The organism is Massilibacteroides vaginae, from assembly GCF_900178525.1.
GTDB classification, from domain to species: Bacteria; Bacteroidota; Bacteroidia; order Bacteroidales; family Tannerellaceae; genus Massilibacteroides; species Massilibacteroides vaginae.
In genome coordinates this window covers 496,980-515,573 of the sequence record NZ_FXDJ01000008.1, presented here as the reverse complement: position 1 = coordinate 515,573, position 18,594 = coordinate 496,980, and the positions used below count along the sequence as shown (strand labels likewise).

The following is an 18,594-nucleotide window of genomic DNA, read 5'->3' as shown; positions in this document are numbered from 1 at the left end:
TAGTCAATACTATTCACTAAATTTAAATCAGAATATTTATGAAAAAAAATAAATTTATTTTTTCAGGCAAGTTGGCTTCGGCTCTTTTAGCTGTCGGTTTATTATTGCCTCCCAATTTATCACTGGCATCTCCACTTCGATCATATACAATGACGATTCAGATGGAAAGCGCTACTTTAAAAACATTGTTCGAATTAATAGAAGAACAATTTGATTACACCTTCCTTATACGGAATAACGATATAGATCTGAGCGAACGCGTTTCGTTTGACTTAAAAACCGGATCTGTTGAAGATATTCTGAAAAACGCCCTAAAAAATCAAAACGCAGATTTCACAGTAAGTGAAAACAGAATTATTATTTACAAAGCAAAAGCTGGAAAAGAAAACACAACTAATGCAGCCAATTTCTCTACGTCAATTTCACAACAAACTCAAAAAATTACAGGAGTTGTTGTTGACGCGGTAAGCGGCGAACCGGTAATCGGTGCAAATATTATTGTTAAAGGAACCTCAAACGGAACAAGTACCGACTTTGACGGTAATTTCTCGCTGGAAGTGCCCTCAGGCGCAACCCTTGTCGTTTCTTACATTGGCTACCTGAACCTGGAAGTTCCCGCAAGCGGAACCAACCTAACCATACGTCTGAAAGAAGACACACAAGCCTTGGAAGAAGTAGTGGTGGTTGGCTACACCGTTCAGAAACGCGAAAGCCTCACCGGCGCATTACAAACGCTGAAGAGTGAGAAGATTACAACAGTAACTTCAGCTAACGTAGATAATATGTTGTCGGGTAAAGCTCCTGGAGTATTTGTCGCTCCTGGTGGAGGGCGTCCTGGAGAGAAAGGAAATATTATCATCCGTGGTAAAGCCTCAATTAACGGAAACACAGATCCACTTTGGGTTATTGATGGAGTAATTGTAGGTAATTCCTCGGCTGATTTTCTGAATCCAAACGATATTGAGACAATGAGTATCCTTAAAGATGCTGCTTCAACTTCAATCTATGGTTCTCAAGGAGCAAACGGGGTTGTTGTTGTTACAACCAAACGTGCAAGTGGAGATAAAGTACGCATCAGTGTATCTGCTAAATTAGGAGTGAACAGTTTGGATAACGGGAACATGCAAGTTATGAATGGTTCAGAGTTGTATGATTACTTTAAATCTTTTTCTAATCAGGAAATGATTTCTTTCCCTCGTTGGAACGACAATTTAAGAAATAATAATTATAGCTGGTGGGATTTGGCAACTCAAACAGGTATGGCTCAGGATTATAATATCTCTATATCTGGTGGTTCCGAAAAGGTTAAATCTTACTTTTCTTTAGGTTTATATGATGAGGAAGGAGCTATAAAAGGATACGATTACAAGAAATATAGTTTCCGTTATCGTACAGAATATAAGGCTTCAGATTGGTTGACAATTAAGCCTCAGATCGCGGGCTCAAGAGCCAATGTTGATGATAGACAGTATTCGGTAACAGCAATGTATGTAAATCTTCCTTGGGATAGTCCTTACTTAGAAGATGGAAAACCTACTCCACACAAGTCTTCTACTTGGGTAAATAGTAACAAGACTAACTACTTGTATGATTTGCAGTGGAATAAAGCTAAAAGCGAAACTTATGCATTTACGGGAAATATTGACTTTGATATTCGTCTGACAAGTTTTTTAACATTCTCTTCTGTAAACAACTTTGCTTGGAACAACTATGCGTATCAAGCTTACACTGATTCTCGCTCAAACGATGGCTCAGGTGTGAACGGTCGTTTAAGAGAGGTAAACAATAAAACTGAACGCAATTATACCAATCAGCTTTTGAGATTTAACAAAGCATTTGACAAGCACTCTGTAACTGCTTTGGTTGCCTATGAATATAGAGATTATAAATTTAAAAGAGTTGAGGCGATTGCTACAGGATTTATCCCGGGCTTTGAAGTCTTAGACGCGACGGCTAAGCCGGAAAAAACAGCTGGATATATTAACGAATCGGCTATACAGTCATATTTCTTTGATGGAAATTATTCATACGATAATAAATACCTGGCACAATTTTCTCTTCGTAGAGACGGTGCTTCAAATTTCGGGAACAGCAAAAAATACGGAAATTTCTTTTCAATTAGCGGGGGATGGAATTTGCACAGAGAAGAATTCCTGCAAAAAGACTGGATTGATATGTTAAAGTTGAGGGTTGCTTACGGAACCGTAGGTAACACCCCTCCGAAGTTGTACCCACAATATAATCTTTATTCAGTAGATCAGAGCTATAATGGAACATCCGGTGCTTTGATTAATCAAATTGGTAATGATAATTTCACATGGGAAGAGACTAGTACATTAGGTGTTGGAGTGGATTTTAGTTTTCTGAATCGTTTTCGAGTTAATGCTGATTTATATAACAAAAACACAAGCAATGTGTTATTTGCTGTACCGGTATCAGGTATTTCTGGTGTAACGGAAGTTTGGCAAAATATTGGAGAAGTTCAAAATAGAGGATTTGAATTAGCTGTTGGTGCTGATATTATCAAAACGGATGACTGGTATTGGAGTGCTGATTTTAATATAGGTTTTAATACTAATAAGATTAAGAAACTTTACAAAAATGGTGCAGGAGATAAAGCCGAAATCATCAGTACCAATTTCGGAGGACCAGCTGGAAGTATCAGTCGTATTCTTAAAGAAGGCTATAGTAGCGATACATTCTATGGAAGAGAATGGGCTGGAGTTAATCCTGAAGACGGTGCACCTCAATGGTATACTACAGATAACAATGGGAACCGTGTTTTGACAAGCGATTACGCAAAAGCTGACGAAGTGATGTTGGGTAAATATAGCCCTGACTATTATGGAGGATTCTCTACTTCATTAGCATGGAAACAGATTGATCTTAATGCTGTGTTTTCTTATTCAGTAGGCGGAAGGATATATAATTATGCTCGTCAGGAATACGATTCGGATGGAACTTATACAGATCGTAATCAAATGAAATTAATGAGTGGATGGAGTAGATGGGAAAAACCAGGAGATATTGCAACCCACCCAAAAGCATCATATAACAACTCTTCAAATGCGAATAAGGTTTCTTCGCGTTTTCTGGAAGATGGTGACTATTTGAAACTTCGTAGTCTTTCTATTGGATATAATCTGAAGCTACCAAAATTCAAAATTGAAAATGTACGTCTATCGTTTACAGCAGAAAACTTGTTTACTATCACTAATTATTCAGGTGTAGATCCTGAAATTCCGGTTAGAGTATTGGATGGTGATTCATCAAAAGAAGGAACAGCATCTGTAGCCGGAGTATCTAAGGCTGATAATTATCCTATTACGCGTAAGTTTATGTTTGGTATTAACTTTACATTATAAAAACGACACATGAAAAAATTAGCAATAATAGCTGCGGTAGGTTGTTTGTTTACCGCTTGCGATATAGAAAAACTACCACAAAACCATCTACTAGCAGAAGAGGTAGTTGCAGATCCGGATGTATTTCTTGACGGAATGTTGAGCGGAAGTTATGCACAGATGAAGAGATGGGCTGATGTAATGCATCGTTGTGGAGAATATGCCGGAGACAATATCATGATTAGAGGGTCATCTACAGATGCTTTTTATGAGTTCATCTCTTACTCTCGCACTCCTAACAATTATCGTTTGCAAAATTTTTGGGATTATAGTTACAAGGCTATAGCCCAAACTTCTAACGTTGTTAAAATGATTGAAGAAGGGCAGAATGAGAAAATTGACAATCAATTAGGTGAATGTTATTTCATTCGTGGTATGTTGTATTTTTATCTGACAAGAGCCTATGGACGTCCTTACTATCAGGAATCTGAAAAGAATTTAGGAGTACCTATCGTAAATGGGACTCCGGATGATGTTTTAAATATGTCATTCTCTGATAGGGCAACAGTAAAAGCATCTTATGAACAAGCCATTAATGACTTAAATAAAGCAGCCGAAATGTTGACGATAAATTCCGGTCCGGCTTATGCCAGTAAAGAGGCTTCTTGGGCTTTGTTGTCACGTATATATCTTTATATGAGTGGTACTTGGGATAATCCTAATGCAGAATATGCTCGTCTATCAGTTGAATATGCTGATAAAGTGATAAATTCAGGAAAATATTCTTTGTTAAATCGCGAGGATTTCATGAAGTATAACACATACAAACCGGAAAACAACAAAGAGTCAATTTTTGTTGTAAAACGTGTTGCTTCTGAATATTCCGGTAATGATCACTATTATGATTTCCCGGGTATGTATTCCAATATTGGAGGTATGGGTTGGGGAGAGATGTATGCAAGTGCAAAATATATAGCTCTATTAGATGAAACCAGCCGTAACGACTGGCGTAAGAACAAAATTGTAGATGCACGTGCAGCATTTATTGAACCACAGTATGAGAAAAAAGATTCACTTGTTTTTCGTTTTATTAAAGATGTGAAGAATAAAGAAGGCGTTCATACTAACTTTAATTATGTTCAAGCAACTTTAAAAATAGAAGGAGACAAAGTTAGTTGTATCGAAAAAGACGGTGATAAATCTGACACATATATATTAACACCGATTGATGCGGAACAAGGAATTTATTCTATTAAATATAAAGATGGAAAGACATACACGGGATATATAGATCAATTTATCAGACTAAATCGTGTTTATCCTATGTTCTATGTTGTAAAATGTGCGCGTGAAGGTGAAGAGTCTCAGTTGCACTCACCTGTAATCACCCGTCTGGCTGAAATGTATCTTAATAAAGCGGAAGCAGCTGCTAAAATAGGTGATTATGGTTCAGCGTTAACTGCATTGAATATTATTCGTGAACGTTCACTGCCTGGTAAAGGATATACTTCTCTTGATGCTACTAATGCGGAAGAAAGAATAGAAAAGGAGAGAACGTTGGAATTGGCATTTCAGGCAGAACGTAGTTATGATGTTTACCGTAACGGACGTTCACTTACACGTCAATATCCGGGACCGCATAATGCGATGGAAGAAGTTAAACCGACTGATTTCAGAACGGTTTATTTTATTCCTCAAAATGCGATAAATTCATATCCGGGAACTTTGACACAAAATCCGACATCAAACTAAGTTCTTAATTAATATATTCACCGGTTTTTTTTATAAAGGCCGGTGAATATTATCATATATTTAGTAGCTTAAACCTACAATTATGCGGGAAATATCTATTCTATCTTTTCTAACGATTTTTTTGTTTTTTACTCATCATGGTATTGCAGCAGAAAACCAAAGGATAATTCCTCTCGGAGGGAATTCTTATATCACTTCTTCCGGATCCGGGGAAATTACAAATGACGGCATTGATATGATTGGCGCGGGGACTGTTTATAGCACTTTCTTTAGAGTGAATAAAACCGGAAATCTACGACTGTCGTTGACGTATGCTACAAAAGGCGGTGATAGTGAGATAAAGGTAAGTTGTTTGGACAAATTGTTTAATGTTGTCTTGTCTAAACAGGATACTGCTGTTTTTATTGGGGAGGTTTTTTGTGAGAAAGAAGGCTATCTCAAAGTTGATTTCCTTGGGGTGAAAAAGTCCGGTGATATATATGCTACTCTTCATTCGCTTGTTGTAGAGGGGGATGCGGCGGAGAATATGAATTTCGTGGATGATTTTTCTTTCTATTGGGGGCGCAGAGGTCCTTCTGTTCACATGACTTATTTCATACCTGAAAATCATACCGCGGAATGGTTTTATAATGAAATTACTGTTCCCGAAGGAAAGGATATTGTGGGGAGTTACTTTATGTCTAACGGTTTTGGCGAAGGGTATTTTGGTATTCAGGTGAATTCGGAATCCGAGCGTAGAGTGCTTTTCTCTGTATGGAGCCCTTTCGAAACAGATGATCCGAATGCTATTCCGGAAGAACATAAAATAAAGCTGGTGAAGAAAGGAAAAGGAGTTCAGACCGGTGAGTTTGGTAATGAAGGTTCCGGAGGACAAAGTTTTATGAGGTATAACTGGAAAGCCGGAAACACCTATAAATTCCTTACGCATATCAGACCTCATCAAAACGGATATTCCGAATATACCGCTTATTTCTTTGCTCCGGAACTTGATCAGTGGCAATTGATCGCTCAATTCTTGCGTCCGGGAACAACAACTTATTATACTCGTCCACATTCTTTTTTGGAAAACTTCCTCACGGAACAAGGCTATAAAGGTCGTATGGCTTTTTATAATAATCAATGGATATATACTACAGAGGGGAAGTGGATAGCATTAGCCTCCGGAAGATTTACCGTTGATGAAACCGGTCGTAAAGCAGCTCGTATGGACTACAAAGGTGGAGTAGATAACGCAGGTTTCTTTCTTGAAAACGGAGGTTTCCTGAATGATTATACTACACCGGGAAGTCTTTTTGAAAGAACTCCGACAGGCAAACAGCCGGAAATTAATTGGACAGAATTAGAATAATCTTTTATTTAAAAACGTAAAAGCTAAATAGAAAAATGGAAAACACAAGACGTTCTTTCCTGAAGAAAGTAACCGCCGCCGGTATTGGAGCGGCAGGTTTGGCAGCAACAAGCACAGCTGCTGCATCTACTTCGGCGCCGGAAGTGCAGCAGAAGAAAAAAACAGCCGGAAAAGATGACGGCAAACTTCGCTTTGGTTTTATCGGAACCGGTTCGCGTTGTCAGGAGCATATTAATAATGTATTGGCAATTCCGGGAAACAAGATCGTGGCCATCTGTGATACACAGCAAGGACCGCTTGACAGTACCCTTAAGCACATTTCTAAATTCAATGTTCCTGCACCTAAGGTATATACCGGTAGCGAACGTGAGTTCGAAAAGATGCTCAACAACGAAGAGTTTGACTGTGTTATTATTGCCAGTCCTTGGGAATGGCACGTACCCATGTCGGTAGCGGCCATGAAAGCCGGCGTTCCTTATGTTGGTGTTGAGGTTTCGGCTGCCAATACGATTGATGAATGTTGGGATTTGGTGAATGTGTCTGAAGCCACAGGTAGCCAATTGAATATAATGGAAAATGTTTGTTACCGTCGTGACTGTCTGGCGGCATTGAACATGGTTCGTCAGGATCTGTTCGGTGAGCTTCTTCACGGTACTTGCGGATACCAGCACGATCTTCGCGCGGTTAAATTCAACGATGGCAAGAGCTATTCATATAAAGAAGGTGGCGAACTGCGCATGGGTCCGACAGCTTTTGCTGAAGCACAATGGCGCACGCAACACTCGGTTACCCGTAACGGTGATATCTATCCAACACACGGCATTGGTCCTGTGGCAAACTGCATGGATATTAACCACGGCAATCGCTTCCTTTCCCTAAGCGCTATGGCCAGTCAGGCACGTGGTTTGAATAAGTTTATCGTAGACAAAGGCGGTCGTGACCATAAATTGGCCAACGTTCGTTTTAATCTGGGAGATATCGTTACTTCAATGATAAAATGTGCTAACGGTCAGACTGTTATTGTAACGCACGACACGAACTCTCCTCGTCCGTATTCGTTGGCTTTTCGTATTCAGGGAACCGACGGTCTGTGGATGAACGACGGCAACGGAGTTCACATCGAAGGTAAATCCAAGCCGCATCAGTGGGATGCTTCGGAAGATTGGTTCAAGAAATACGATCATAAATTGTGGAGTGGTTTGGAAGCTCAGGCAAAAGAAGCAGGCCACGGAGGCATGGACTTTATCATGATGTACGACCTGATCGATGCGATTCGCAACAAGAAACCGGCACCGATGGATTGTTATGACGCGGCAGCCTGGAGTGCAATCTCCGGTTTGTCTGAAATGTCTATTGCACGGGGCGGAGCTTTGGTTGATTTTCCTGACTTTACTCGTGGTCAGTGGATTCATAGAAAGCCGAAATTTGCGATTTGAAATAAATAACAAATAAAAAGAGGGTGTCCCAAAGTAGTTTTCAGCTTACTTTTGGGACACCCTCTTTATTTGTTAGCTACACATTAGCAGCCTAATACTTTTTTGAAGCGCCGGATAAACTCTTTGGCCTCTTCTATAGTAAGGCAGAGTGGGGGAAGCAAACGAATCGTATTCGTTCCGGCTACTCCGGTAAACACCTTTTCTTCGAAGAGTAATTTGTTACGTACTTCTTTGATCGAATCACTGAATTCAACACCTATCATTAATCCTCTTCCGCGTATTTCTTTCAATCCGGGAAGATGTTTAAGTTCGTCAATCAGAAAGTCTCCGACCTTAGCTGTGTTGGCAATCATCTGTTCTTTTTCCATAATATCGAGAACTGCTATTGCTCCCGCGCAAGCTAAGTGATTTCCTCCGAAAGTTGTACCCAGCATACCGTACACAGGCTTGAACTCCGGACTGATTAATACCGCACTCATGGGGAAGCCGTTTGCGATACCTTTAGCTACGGTAATCATATCAGGACGTATTCCGGCGTGTTGGTGAGCGAAGAATTTTCCGCTTCTACCATAGCCGGATTGTATTTCATCCAGAATCAAGGCCGCATTGTATTGCGTACAAGCTTCGCGAAGATCACGTAAAAACTGATCGTCCGGAAGTTGAATACCGCCTACGCCTAAGATACCTTCAATAATAACAGAAGAAACATCTCCTTTTTCCAGCTCCGCTTTAACAAGATTGATATCATTAAGTGGAAGGAAAGTTACGGGCATAGTATCATTGATTGGAGCTACGATTTTTGGATTATCGGTTACTCGTACAGCCGCGGAAGTACGTCCGTGAAATGAATGCTGGAAAGCAATCACGCGACGTTTATTGTTATGAAACGAAGCCAGCTTCATCGCATTTTCATTGGCTTCGGCTCCGGTGTTTACGATGAAAAGCGCATAGTCATCATATCCGCAAGCCTTACCAAGCTTATCCGCGAATGTTTGTTGCAGACTGTTGATTACTGAGTTTGAATAGAACCCCAGTTTATTTACCTGATCTGTGATAGCGGCAACATAGTCCGGATGGCTGTGTCCTACGGAAATAACCGCGTGACCTCCGTAGAGGTCAAGGTATTCCGTTCCTTCCGAATCCCAGACATGTGCTCCTTTTCCTTTTACAATTTCTATATTGAATAAGGGATATACGTCGAAGAGTTTCATTTTTTTGTAGTTAGTAGTTAGTAGTTAGAAGTTGGGAGTTAGAAGTTGGGAGTTTGTTTTTTTCTAACTTCCAACTCCTAACTTCCATCCTTTAGAATGCCGATGGTTTCAGGTGTAAGCCTACTGTTTCTTCCAGTCCGAATAGTAAATTCATATTGTGAACAGCTTGACCACTGGCACCTTTCAATAGATTATCGATTACGGATATAATCAAAAGTTTGTCTCCGTGTTTTTCCAGATGAAGCAAACATTTATTGGTGTTTACTACCTGTTTTAAATCCGGATTGGTATCGGTTATGTGGGTAAATGAATGATCATCGTAGTACTCTGCATACATGCGTTTGATTTCATTTAGTTCAACTTTGCAATCCATATAGATGGAAGTAAAGATGCCACGGGAGAAATTGCCACGTACCGGGATGAAATTGATACTTGCGTCGAAACTGTTTTGCAATTGTTTCAGACTCTGCGTTATCTCTCCTAAATGCTGATGTGTAAATGGCTTATAAATAGAAATATTGTCATTGCGCCAGCTAAAGTGCGAAGTAGCCGAAGGCTTTACGCCGGCTCCGGTGGATCCGGTTATCGCATTAACGTGAAGCTCCTTGTTTAACATCAGATGTTTGGCAAGTGGCAATACGCCTAATTGAATACAAGTGGCAAAGCAGCCAGGATTAGCAATCCGCTGAGCCGAACAAATCCGGCGACGGTTTAATTCCGGTAGTCCATAAACGAAGTTGTGTTCGTCAGACTCGATGCGATAATCCGTGGAGAGGTCAATAATCTTCACTGTTTCCGGAACCGAATGGCTGTCTAAGAATTTCTTCGTGTCGCCATGAGCCGTACAGAAGAATAAAAGATTAATGTCCTTAAGAGGAAGTTCGTTAGTAAAAACCAGATTGGTTTCACCATAAAGTCCGCTATGTACATCTGTTATTTTATTTCCCGCGTTGCTGGAGCTGTTCACAAATACAATCTCTGCATCGGGGTGATTTAGTAGCAGGCGTATTAGTTCGCCTGCTGTATAACCTGCCCCGCCGATTATACCAATTTTAATCATGCCTTTTTATTCTTGTTTTGTACTGAGTAATATAATTTCATTTGGTTGCCTAAGATACGGGTAAATCCTTTAACATCATCTGCCGACCAGGCTTTTTGTTCTTCACCATACACTCCAAAGTCACTCTTCATCAAATCAAAATCACTTTCAATACCTACTAAGGTGTAGGTGTAAGGGCGCAATGTGATAATCACACGACCTGTTACGTTTTGTTGCGTACTTGCAAGGAAAGCTTCCATATCACGCATTACAGGCTCAAGGTACTGCGCTTCGTGCAGAAACATTCCGTACCAGTTGCCCAGCTGATCTTTCCAGTATTGTTGCCACTTGGTCAGCGTATGCTTTTCCAATAGTTTGTGCGCGTTGATGATCAATAATGGACCGGCTGCTTCGAAACCAACACGGCCTTTGATACCGATAATCGTATCTCCTACGTGCATATCCCGACCGATTGCCCAGCGAGAACCTAATTCCTCTACGGCACGGATAGCATCTACCTTATTTTTATAAGTTACGCCGTTCACGCCACTTATTTCACCATTCACAAAGTCAATGAACATATCCTCTTCCTCTTCTTCCGCCTCAAGTTGAGATGGGTAAGCCGTGTCCGGCAGGGTAAGGTTAGATTGTAGCGTTTCTTTACCCCCTACACTTGTGCCCCAAAGCCCTTTGTTGATGGAGTATTCCATTTTTGTGAAATCGGCCTCGTAGCCATGTTCCTTCAGGTAATTGATTTCATATTCACGACTCAACACCATATCACGGGTAGGAGTAATGATTTCGATATCCGGAGCCAACACTTCGAAGGTGAGGTCAAAACGAACCTGGTCATTTCCCGCGCCTGTACTTCCGTGAGCTACTGCATCAGCACCGATTTCTTTCGCATAGTTAATAATGGCTATGGCCTGAAAAATACGTTCCGAGCTAACCGAAATAGGGTAGGTGCCATTTCGCAGCACATTCCCGAATACCATATATTTTATACTCTTTTCGTAGTACTCCTGCTCTACGTTAAGTGTCACGTGTTTTACCGCGCCCAGTTTGTAAGCTCTTTCTTCGATCAACTTACATTCTACTTCGTCAAAACCACCCGTATTGGCGATAGCGGTATATACCTCATATCCTTTTTCCTCAGACAGGTATTTGGCACAGAAGGATGTATCCAATCCCCCACTAAAAGCCAATACAACTTTTTTCTTTCCCATTACGTTATATATTTAATGTTTTTTATTTCTGTTCTTTTTCGTTGTCGGCCTCATTTGCTTCCGCTTCTTTTGCCTTCATCTCTTCGTGCTTCAATTGAGTCTTTTTTCTCAGCACATCATACATTTCTTCGTGTATCAGACAACGCGGATCTTTCGGGTCGAAAATCATAGCTGTGCAAATGCAATATTTACGATTAGTACGAGTCAGTACGTCGTGATTCACACAACCTTCGCATCCTTTCCAGAAAGAATCATCGTCGGTAAGATCAGCAAAAGTAACCGGCACATAGCCCAGTTCCGTATTCATTTTCATTACCGCGCTACCCGAAGTAAGACTGAATAACTTTGCTTTAGGCCATCGCAATCTTGCCAGTGTAAAGGAAGCGTTTTTTATGCGCTTAGCCAACCCTCTGTTACGAAATTTATCAGCTACGATCAATCCCGATGTAGCGACATATTGCTTGTTTCCCCATGATTCGATATAGGTAAAGCCGGCAAACTCCTCACCCGCAAGGGCGATAATCACCTTTCCTTCACGCATTTTCTGGGTAACATATTCATGTGTTCGTTTAGCGATACCCGTTCCACGTACTTTGGCTGCTGCCTCTATTGTGTCTAAAATTGTATCAACGTACTTTTCGTGGCTCTCGTCAGCCACCATCACATCAATTTCTACTTCTTTTTCCATTTCCTGAATTGGAATTAACTAACACCTATTATCTATTTATAAATCGCGCCAGGGCTTTCGCCACTTGTTCTCTATTGTATCCTTCGCGTGGAATAATCAGAATGGTATCGTCTCCGGCAATCGTACCAACAATTTCTCTGATGGTTTGATTGTCTATGTCCCAAGCGATTTTCATCGCATGGCCCGGAGGTGTTTTAATGACAGCCAAACTTCCCGAAAATTCGATCTCAGGATACAATTGTGTTTGTTCGTTTTGTATTTGTGGCGTTAATTCATGATCCGGAAAACGATAAACATAGTTTCCGTTCACATGAATTTTCGCTATTTTAAGTTGCCTTATATCCCGTGACAAGGTAGCCTGTGTAGTCGAATATCCCTTCTCATTCAACAATTGGAGCAGCTCTTCCTGGCTCTCAATGTTTTGTGTAGTAATAATATGTCGAATATCTTTCAGACGATCTTGTTTAGTCTTCATGTTGTATATTTATACATTTACACGACAAATATAGCGCATTAAATTGAATAAATATACATTATTGCTAATTATATTACATAATAATGCATAATTAAGCCGTATATCAGTTAGCGGTATAAAGTGTTCCACTTTTTAAGTTAAAATCGGGGGTAAAATACGCTTTTTTGGCGTTTTTGTATGTGGTTGATTATTAGCATATTGGGAGGGTGTAAAAACATAAAGGTTATTTTTCGAAAAATAAAGGTTATCTTTTGAAAAATAAAGGATATAATTTTTTTTGTATAGTATTATAAAAAAACGCTTCAAATTCACCGTGAAATTTGAAGCGTTAATTTGAGGTGAATATTCCATAAAGAATAACCTCGTTATGCTTGTTTAGTCAATAATTATACCTTGTATTCCTTTTTGAGGTAGCCGAAGTGGGCGAAGCATACTTTCGGTACTTTTGAATGACGAGAGTCGATTGCCTGATTCTATTACACTTAACACCTTGCTTAGCATAGTTTCGCTGATACTCCCTAATACAGAGTCAAACTCGTCATTTACGTTGATATTCGGAAGAAATCCATTTTCGTAGTCTTTGTAATCTTGTGAGTTTTGAACCCAACAGGTGATTGGGTGTAATATCCAAGGGAAATTTTTAGACTTTCCTGGAAATTCCTGAGAACCAACATTTTTACCTTCCGTTTGTCCTCCAATCAGTATTACATCAATATAAGGTCTCAAGCCATTTATGATTAATTCAGAGGCTGATGCTGTTTCAGAACTAGTTATAACATAAAGATGATCAAGATTCAGATTTGCCCCGTTTTCAATAACATTTTCGTCTAAAAGGTATGTGGTATCCTCTTTTTTTAATGTTTCATTGTATACAAGCTTGCAATAAATACTTCCTAAAGCACTTCTAGGTGCCATCATTGTAGCTAATAATTGTGCACACGACAACAGTCCGCCATTATTGTATCTGAGATCAAGGATGAATTCTTCGGGGTTTTGCGCGGAAAACTTGGCGAATACTGCTCGTAGATCATCGTTGTAAGTCTGATCATCATTACTATCTTGCCCGGCAACAAAACTGTTATACATTAAATATGCAATTTTTTTGTTATTGACTAAGAGAATCGTGTCAACTAAAATTGGGTTCTCTGGCATCGTTATAGCAGCATCTAATTCTACATTTCGAATATTTTTAAATTCTCTATCAGTTAATTGACCAACAGTGAGTTTGGTCTTTGCTGTATGATAATGAAATTGGGTGAAATTGTCTTGGGTTAGTCGGATGTTATCGTAATGTGAAATCCAATCACCACGCTTAAGTCCTGCTTTTTCCGCTGGTGAGTTAGGAAGTACATACTTTATGGCTGCGTATACATTATTAGGATTGCTTTCTAAATAGCGGTAGGCCGGTTTAAAGCCATAAGTTAAGTTAGAACTTCCACTTTTGGTTGATACGTCTTCTTCAATGGTAGAATAATAGTAATTTTTATCTTTTGTATGTTTCCCATCTTGATCTGAAAGCAACGAGCTGAAGAAGTCTTCCGCCTTTGCATTAGTCTCCTTAAAAGAAGGAAGTTCATCTGCCCACAAATAATTATTCTTCATGGTTTTGTATATCCATTCGTTAACCTTATCCGGGGTTTTATCTAAGCTGGTGTCTTTTTCGCACGAAGTCAAGAAAGGTAATCCTGCTATGATAAAGAATAGGAGGGAAGGGTATATTAATTTTTTCATGTTTCTGTGTTTCATTAAATTAATGTATTTCGCAAAGGTAATGATTTTTCATATTTGCGATATTCCGTTAAAACCAGTAATATTGTAGTAAGGTAAAAAAAGAACAACATGGATTTCAGAACACAGGTAAAACCTGAAAAGGTATCTTTTACTTTCTCACATCACACGCCTATTTTGTTAATGGGGTCTTGCTTTGCCGAAAATATAGGCGAGAGGTTAGACAACCATTTCTTTCCGGTTGATGTCAACCCTTTCGGCACGCTTTACAATCCGGCTTCGGTTGCCGAAGGTATGCGGTTGCTGATGAAAGGTAAACAGTTTCAATCAGCCGACTTGTTTTTTCACGAAGGTGTTTTTCATAGCTTTACGCATCACAGTCGTTTTTCGGCATCTACAGCGGAGGTTTGTTTGCGAAAGATAAACGAACGTATGCAATCTTCCGGTATCGCCTTGCGGAAAGCGGAAAGACTTGTTGTAACCTTCGGTACAGCATGGGTGTATAAATTAAAAAGCGATGGGCAGGTGGTTGGAAACTGTCATAAGCTGCCGGATAAAATGTTTGAGCGTGTGCGACTGAGTGTTGACGAAATTGTGGCAGACTGGCATAGTTTGATAGATACGCTTCGTACGGAAAATTTAAGTTTAAAGCTGCTTTTTACCGTCAGTCCGGTAAGACACTGGAAAGACGGCGCAAATGGCAATCAGCTAAGCAAAGCAACCCTGCTGCTTGCCATCGATGAACTGCGTAACCGGTATCCCGACCAGGTAGGCTATTTCCCGGCTTATGAAATTATGATGGACGATTTGCGTGATTATCGTTTCTACACAGACGATATGTTGCATCCTTCCTCATTGGCTGTTGATTATATCTGGGAGTCTTTCGCAGCTTCTTATCTCACAGATCAAAGCAAGAACTTGCTGAAAGATCTCGCGGAGATACGAAGGGCTTTGAATCACAAACCGTTCAATCCGGAGAATGACGCCTATCGCACTTTTCTAAAACAAACGATGGAAAAGGCAGAGCGACTAAATAAAATAATGGGCGAAGACCGGCTATCTCCCGTGCTAAAAATGATTGACGACAGACTTTATCATAATTATTAATTTAGAATGAGCAAAAGGCAAGAAGATGAAAAACGTATTCGTATTAGTAAGCGCGGTCATTCTTATGGCTTCGTGTGTACAAGAAAACAAAGAAAGTAAAACAATGGAGCAGGTAAAATCAGATCAGACAGTAACTCCGGTTGCAGCAGGAGATGTCATTGCAGGAATAAACCTGACAGTGGCAGAAGGAAAAAGACTTATTGCCAAAGGTATTGCCAATCACCCTGCGGTAAAAACAAAATTAGCGAATGGAATGGTCATTATCACAAGTGGCTCTACCAATACATATATTGCTGAAGAGCTGGCCGGTCTGAATGCACCTCACGGCAGTTTTATGACCGGAAACATCACTCCACAAGGAACTCCCGGAGTAAACGAAGGGCTTGAACGCATCCCCAATATTGTGTTGATCAACGGAAAGAAAACGGATATAGACTTTGAAGAAGCACTAAAGCAAGCCACAGAAGGAGACTTGGTTTTCAAAGGTGGCAATATGCTTAATTACGAAAAGAAACAAGTGGCAGTATGCATAGGAGCCCCCGACGGAGGAACAACAAAACGACTACGCACCGTTACAACCGGTGAAGGTAAAGCAAAACTAATTGTACCCATAGGACTGGAAAAACAAGTTTACGGAGATTTGAACGAATACGAGAAAATAGCCGCTGTTAAAAACGAACAGTTAGCTTATATCCCTCGGGTCTGGGTACATAAAAACGCGGAAATATTCACCGAAATAGAAGCAATCAAAACATTTGCATCGGTAAACATCGTCCCATTTGCCGCCGGAGGACTTGCCGGTCGTGAAGGTGGAATCTCATTAGCTATATACGGCCCCAAAGAAGAAGTGCAAAAAGTGCTGGATTTAGTTGGCTCCGTACAGGGAGAAGCGGCTTTTAAAGAATAACGTTTCTTATTTCTCCGTACTATCCCCTTTAAACCTGTCCCGATGTACTTTACTTGGCTTATATTTCTTTTTCGGACCTTGTGGTGCTTCGGGATAGCCAAATGGGATAACACATAAAGGAAGGATGTTGTCAGGCAGTTTTATAGCTTCTTTAACTACGGCCATTCGCTCTTCGTATGGATAAGCGGCTGTCCAAACGGCTCCGAGACCCAGTGATTGAGCGGCAATCAATATATTTTGAGCAGCAGTTGAACAATCCAGGTACCAATAAAAGGATTTTATGCTGTCGCCACATACAACAATAGCCTGACGGGTGTTTTTAAGCATTTTTGCATACGGCAGACCTTCTGCCATGAAATCAAGCGTTTCCCGGTCTTTTACCACGACAAATTCCCATGGCTGTGTATTTTTTCCAGAAGGAGCCGCCATAGCCGCTTTCATCAGAATATTTATTTTATCATCATTCACATCTCTGTCCTGATAAACTCTTATGCTTGTTCGATTCATAATAGCCTCGATGGCTTTGTTTTCAAACTCCGGCTTTTCGGTATTTTGGTTCTGATTACAAGAAGATAGATTGACCATAATAATTGAAATAAAAAGAATTAAAAAAGTTTCCTTATAAAAGTAAGTCCTCATTATCGTTGTTGTATTTGTATTTAAAACGATGCTAAAATACAAAAATAATACATAAGGGGCTTAGTGAGATAAAAACATTCGGGATACCCCTATAAAGAGGTTTCCCGAATGTATTAATTTTTTTGTCGGAGTTAATTAGTCCTGCAATATCCACATAACACCGTTCTCTGTATCTGTTCCCCCAAACTGTCTTGCAACTGCTTCATTTACATTATCTGTATTGTAGGTGTACTCTTGACTGGAATACATCCAACGTAAAGGCATTTTATCCGCAGGATCATTGCGATTAGATGAGGGGTTAATCGGGAATGCAGGAATACCTGTTCTACGATACTCATAATAACCATTAAATGCCGTTTGCAAAAATGTTGTAAGATATTTTTGCATTATAATCTGTCGAAGTTGTCGGGCAAATGTTGAAGCGAAAGCTACCTCCTTACCTTGTAAGTATGAAGTAATGTAATCATCCGAAATCTTCATGTTGTGATGAAAATCCGGTTCGTCGGGTGTATTATCTGCAACAAACTTCATGGACGCCCGGATTCCCTCTTCATAATAAGCTTGGGCATTGCCATTGATAAATCCACGTGCAGCTGCTTCCGCCAAAATTAAATTCATTTCGGCATAACTCAACAAAAATGTAGGTTCTCCTTCCGGAATTTGAGTATAGCGATTGTTAAGCTGTGATACGTTTTTTTCTTCCACCTTTTTTTGAATTTCCGCAAATGTTAAAGTAGGATCAACCCCATTGTATGCATCCCAGTCAGCTTGATTCATTCCAGACTCATTTGCTTTAGGCGTTGGCTTTGCGTAATAAAAAAGACGTCTGTCTTCAAATAGTTTCAACGTGTCAATAACAATTGAAGAAACCTGATTGAATACAATGAAATTATTACCTTCTTTATAGAATGGGTATTTTTCATTTGCTCTGTCAGAGTGTATAAGTTGGCAGTTGTCCGCATTAGACTTGAATATTGGACGAGAATTTACAATAGCTTGAAAGCGCTCTTTAATTTGCAAATCAGAATCATTTGCTTTTTTATATAAATTGATTAGCAATTTTAATTGTAGAACATTAACCGCTTTTCTCCATTGGGTTATATCTCCATTATAAACAGGATCACCATCAAAGTTATCCCCATTCTGAAACAACTCGTCAGCTTTGTCCAATTCCTTTAACAAACCTAAGAAAACCTCTTTTTGTGTGTCGTATTTAGGGTTGTAGTTATCATTATCTCCCTGAAAGGCTTCACTGTAAGGAACATCTCCGACACGCATTGTTAAATAGAAGAACTTACTGGCACGAATAAAATGTCCTAATGCTGTGTAGGAGTTTTTCAACTTTTCATTCGTAGCGAAGTCGATCATTCTTTGGACGTTGTTTAGCATGACCATGTTTCGGTCGCTAAATTCTCTATAGTCATTTAAGCGTCCCAGTTTGTTAAAAGCATAGTCAATGTCATTCCCTTCTGTCCAGGCAATATATTTACTGAGCATATCATCACGAACAAATGTTTTAGTAGTGCTTTGTTCTTTCATGACTCCCAAAATCAAATTAGAGGCTAACATTCCGGAAGTTACTTTTGTTGACTCATCCGGATTGGTATTATATTCCTCAAAATTATCACAACCGGAAATTGATACAGTTAACAAGATGCCGGTGATTATTATGTATATACTATTTCGTTTCATAT

Annotated in this window: 14 protein-coding genes; 6 read left to right on the top strand and 8 right to left on the bottom strand. The window is 39.8% G+C overall.

From position 1 onward, the window contains the following. Positions 1–38: 38 nt before the first annotated feature. The 4 genes from B9Y81_RS07475 (at position 39) to B9Y81_RS07460 (ending at position 7,880) form a co-directional block, all read left to right on the top strand. Positions 39–3,365 (top strand): TonB-dependent receptor, encoded by a 3,327-nt coding sequence (locus tag B9Y81_RS07475; protein WP_085536359.1) that lies wholly within the window; start codon positions 39–41, stop codon positions 3,363–3,365. A gap of 9 nt (positions 3,366–3,374) precedes the next feature. Then, the gene (locus tag B9Y81_RS07470) at positions 3,375–5,096 is read left to right on the top strand and encodes a RagB/SusD family nutrient uptake outer membrane protein (protein ID WP_085536358.1); all 1,722 of its coding nucleotides are present in this window, start codon (positions 3,375–3,377) and stop codon (positions 5,094–5,096) included. Positions 5,097–5,178: 82 nt separating this feature from the next. Further along, positions 5,179–6,444 (top strand): DUF3472 domain-containing protein, encoded by a 1,266-nt coding sequence (locus B9Y81_RS07465; RefSeq protein WP_085536357.1) that lies wholly within the window; start codon positions 5,179–5,181, stop codon positions 6,442–6,444. 35 nt (positions 6,445–6,479) lie between these two features. Beyond that, positions 6,480–7,880, top strand: a complete 1,401-nt coding sequence (locus B9Y81_RS07460; RefSeq protein ID WP_085536356.1) for a Gfo/Idh/MocA family protein — start codon at positions 6,480–6,482, stop codon at positions 7,878–7,880. A gap of 83 nt (positions 7,881–7,963) precedes the next feature. Here the strand turns inward: B9Y81_RS07460 and B9Y81_RS07455 are convergent, their stop codons facing one another. The 6 genes from B9Y81_RS07455 to B9Y81_RS07425 all read right to left on the bottom strand — a co-directional run bounded on the left by B9Y81_RS07455 (position 7,964) and on the right by B9Y81_RS07425 (position 14,250). Then, positions 7,964–9,091, bottom strand: coding sequence for an aspartate aminotransferase family protein (locus tag B9Y81_RS07455; RefSeq protein WP_085536355.1), 1,128 nt, complete (start codon positions 9,089–9,091; stop codon positions 7,964–7,966). Between the two features lie 91 nt (positions 9,092–9,182). Beyond that, a complete protein-coding gene (gene argC, locus B9Y81_RS07450) occupies positions 9,183–10,151 on the bottom strand; it encodes an N-acetyl-gamma-glutamyl-phosphate reductase (protein ID WP_085536354.1) in 969 nt (322 codons plus the stop codon). After that, positions 10,148–11,356, bottom strand: coding sequence for an argininosuccinate synthase (locus B9Y81_RS07445; protein WP_085536353.1), 1,209 nt, complete (start codon positions 11,354–11,356; stop codon positions 10,148–10,150). Before B9Y81_RS07445 ends, argC begins: the two co-directional genes overlap by 4 nt. 22 nt (positions 11,357–11,378) lie before the next feature. Beyond that, complete coding sequence (locus B9Y81_RS07440) at positions 11,379–12,044, bottom strand: GNAT family N-acetyltransferase (RefSeq protein WP_085536352.1); 666 nt, start codon at positions 12,042–12,044, stop codon at positions 11,379–11,381. Positions 12,045–12,072: 28 nt separating this feature from the next. Next, the gene (gene argR / locus B9Y81_RS07435; RefSeq protein WP_085536351.1) at positions 12,073–12,519 is read right to left on the bottom strand and encodes an arginine repressor; all 447 of its coding nucleotides are present in this window, start codon (positions 12,517–12,519) and stop codon (positions 12,073–12,075) included. Positions 12,520–12,894: 375 nt separating this feature from the next. Continuing rightward, the gene (locus B9Y81_RS07425; RefSeq protein ID WP_176221460.1) at positions 12,895–14,250 is read right to left on the bottom strand and encodes a S41 family peptidase; all 1,356 of its coding nucleotides are present in this window, start codon (positions 14,248–14,250) and stop codon (positions 12,895–12,897) included. A 108-nt stretch (positions 14,251–14,358) separates the two neighbouring features. On the opposite strand from B9Y81_RS07425, the gene B9Y81_RS07420 reads away from it, so the two are divergent. Both B9Y81_RS07420 and B9Y81_RS07415 read left to right on the top strand, forming a co-directional pair. After that, the gene (locus B9Y81_RS07420) at positions 14,359–15,354 is read left to right on the top strand and encodes a GSCFA domain-containing protein (protein ID WP_085536348.1); all 996 of its coding nucleotides are present in this window, start codon (positions 14,359–14,361) and stop codon (positions 15,352–15,354) included. 25 nt (positions 15,355–15,379) lie between these two features. After that, the gene (locus tag B9Y81_RS07415; protein WP_139822901.1) at positions 15,380–16,261 is read left to right on the top strand and encodes a hypothetical protein; all 882 of its coding nucleotides are present in this window, start codon (positions 15,380–15,382) and stop codon (positions 16,259–16,261) included. A gap of 6 nt (positions 16,262–16,267) precedes the next feature. On the opposite strand, the gene B9Y81_RS07410 is transcribed toward B9Y81_RS07415, so the two are convergent. Together B9Y81_RS07410 and B9Y81_RS07405 are read right to left on the bottom strand one after the other, a co-directional pair. Next, positions 16,268–16,846: a nitroreductase family protein gene (locus B9Y81_RS07410; RefSeq protein ID WP_245832419.1), complete on the bottom strand. Its 579-nt coding sequence runs from the start codon at positions 16,844–16,846 to the stop codon at positions 16,268–16,270. Between the two features lie 189 nt (positions 16,847–17,035). Beyond that, complete coding sequence (locus tag B9Y81_RS07405) at positions 17,036–18,592, bottom strand: SusD/RagB family nutrient-binding outer membrane lipoprotein (protein WP_085536345.1); 1,557 nt, start codon at positions 18,590–18,592, stop codon at positions 17,036–17,038. Between the last annotated feature and the right edge of the window lie 2 nt (positions 18,593–18,594).

Coding starts and splice junctions, on each gene's coding strand:
- B9Y81_RS07475 (WP_085536359.1), top strand. CDS start 39: ATGAAAAAAAATAAATTTATTTTTTCAGGCAAGTTGGCTTCGGCTCTT.
- B9Y81_RS07470 (WP_085536358.1), top strand. CDS start 3,375: ATGAAAAAATTAGCAATAATAGCTGCGGTAGGTTGTTTGTTTACCGCT.
- B9Y81_RS07465 (WP_085536357.1), top strand. CDS start 5,179: ATGCGGGAAATATCTATTCTATCTTTTCTAACGATTTTTTTGTTTTTT.
- B9Y81_RS07460 (WP_085536356.1), top strand. CDS start 6,480: ATGGAAAACACAAGACGTTCTTTCCTGAAGAAAGTAACCGCCGCCGGT.
- B9Y81_RS07455 (WP_085536355.1), bottom strand. CDS start 9,091: ATGAAACTCTTCGACGTATATCCCTTATTCAATATAGAAATTGTAAAA.
- argC (WP_085536354.1), bottom strand. CDS start 10,151: ATGATTAAAATTGGTATAATCGGCGGGGCAGGTTATACAGCAGGCGAA.
- B9Y81_RS07445 (WP_085536353.1), bottom strand. CDS start 11,356: ATGGGAAAGAAAAAAGTTGTATTGGCTTTTAGTGGGGGATTGGATACA.
- B9Y81_RS07440 (WP_085536352.1), bottom strand. CDS start 12,044: ATGGAAAAAGAAGTAGAAATTGATGTGATGGTGGCTGACGAGAGCCAC.
- argR (WP_085536351.1), bottom strand. CDS start 12,519: ATGAAGACTAAACAAGATCGTCTGAAAGATATTCGACATATTATTACT.
- B9Y81_RS07425 (WP_176221460.1), bottom strand. CDS start 14,250: ATGAAAAAATTAATATACCCTTCCCTCCTATTCTTTATCATAGCAGGA.
- B9Y81_RS07420 (WP_085536348.1), top strand. CDS start 14,359: ATGGATTTCAGAACACAGGTAAAACCTGAAAAGGTATCTTTTACTTTC.
- B9Y81_RS07415 (WP_139822901.1), top strand. CDS start 15,380: ATGAAAAACGTATTCGTATTAGTAAGCGCGGTCATTCTTATGGCTTCG.
- B9Y81_RS07410 (WP_245832419.1), bottom strand. CDS start 16,846: ATGGTCAATCTATCTTCTTGTAATCAGAACCAAAATACCGAAAAGCCG.
- B9Y81_RS07405 (WP_085536345.1), bottom strand. CDS start 18,592: ATGAAACGAAATAGTATATACATAATAATCACCGGCATCTTGTTAACT.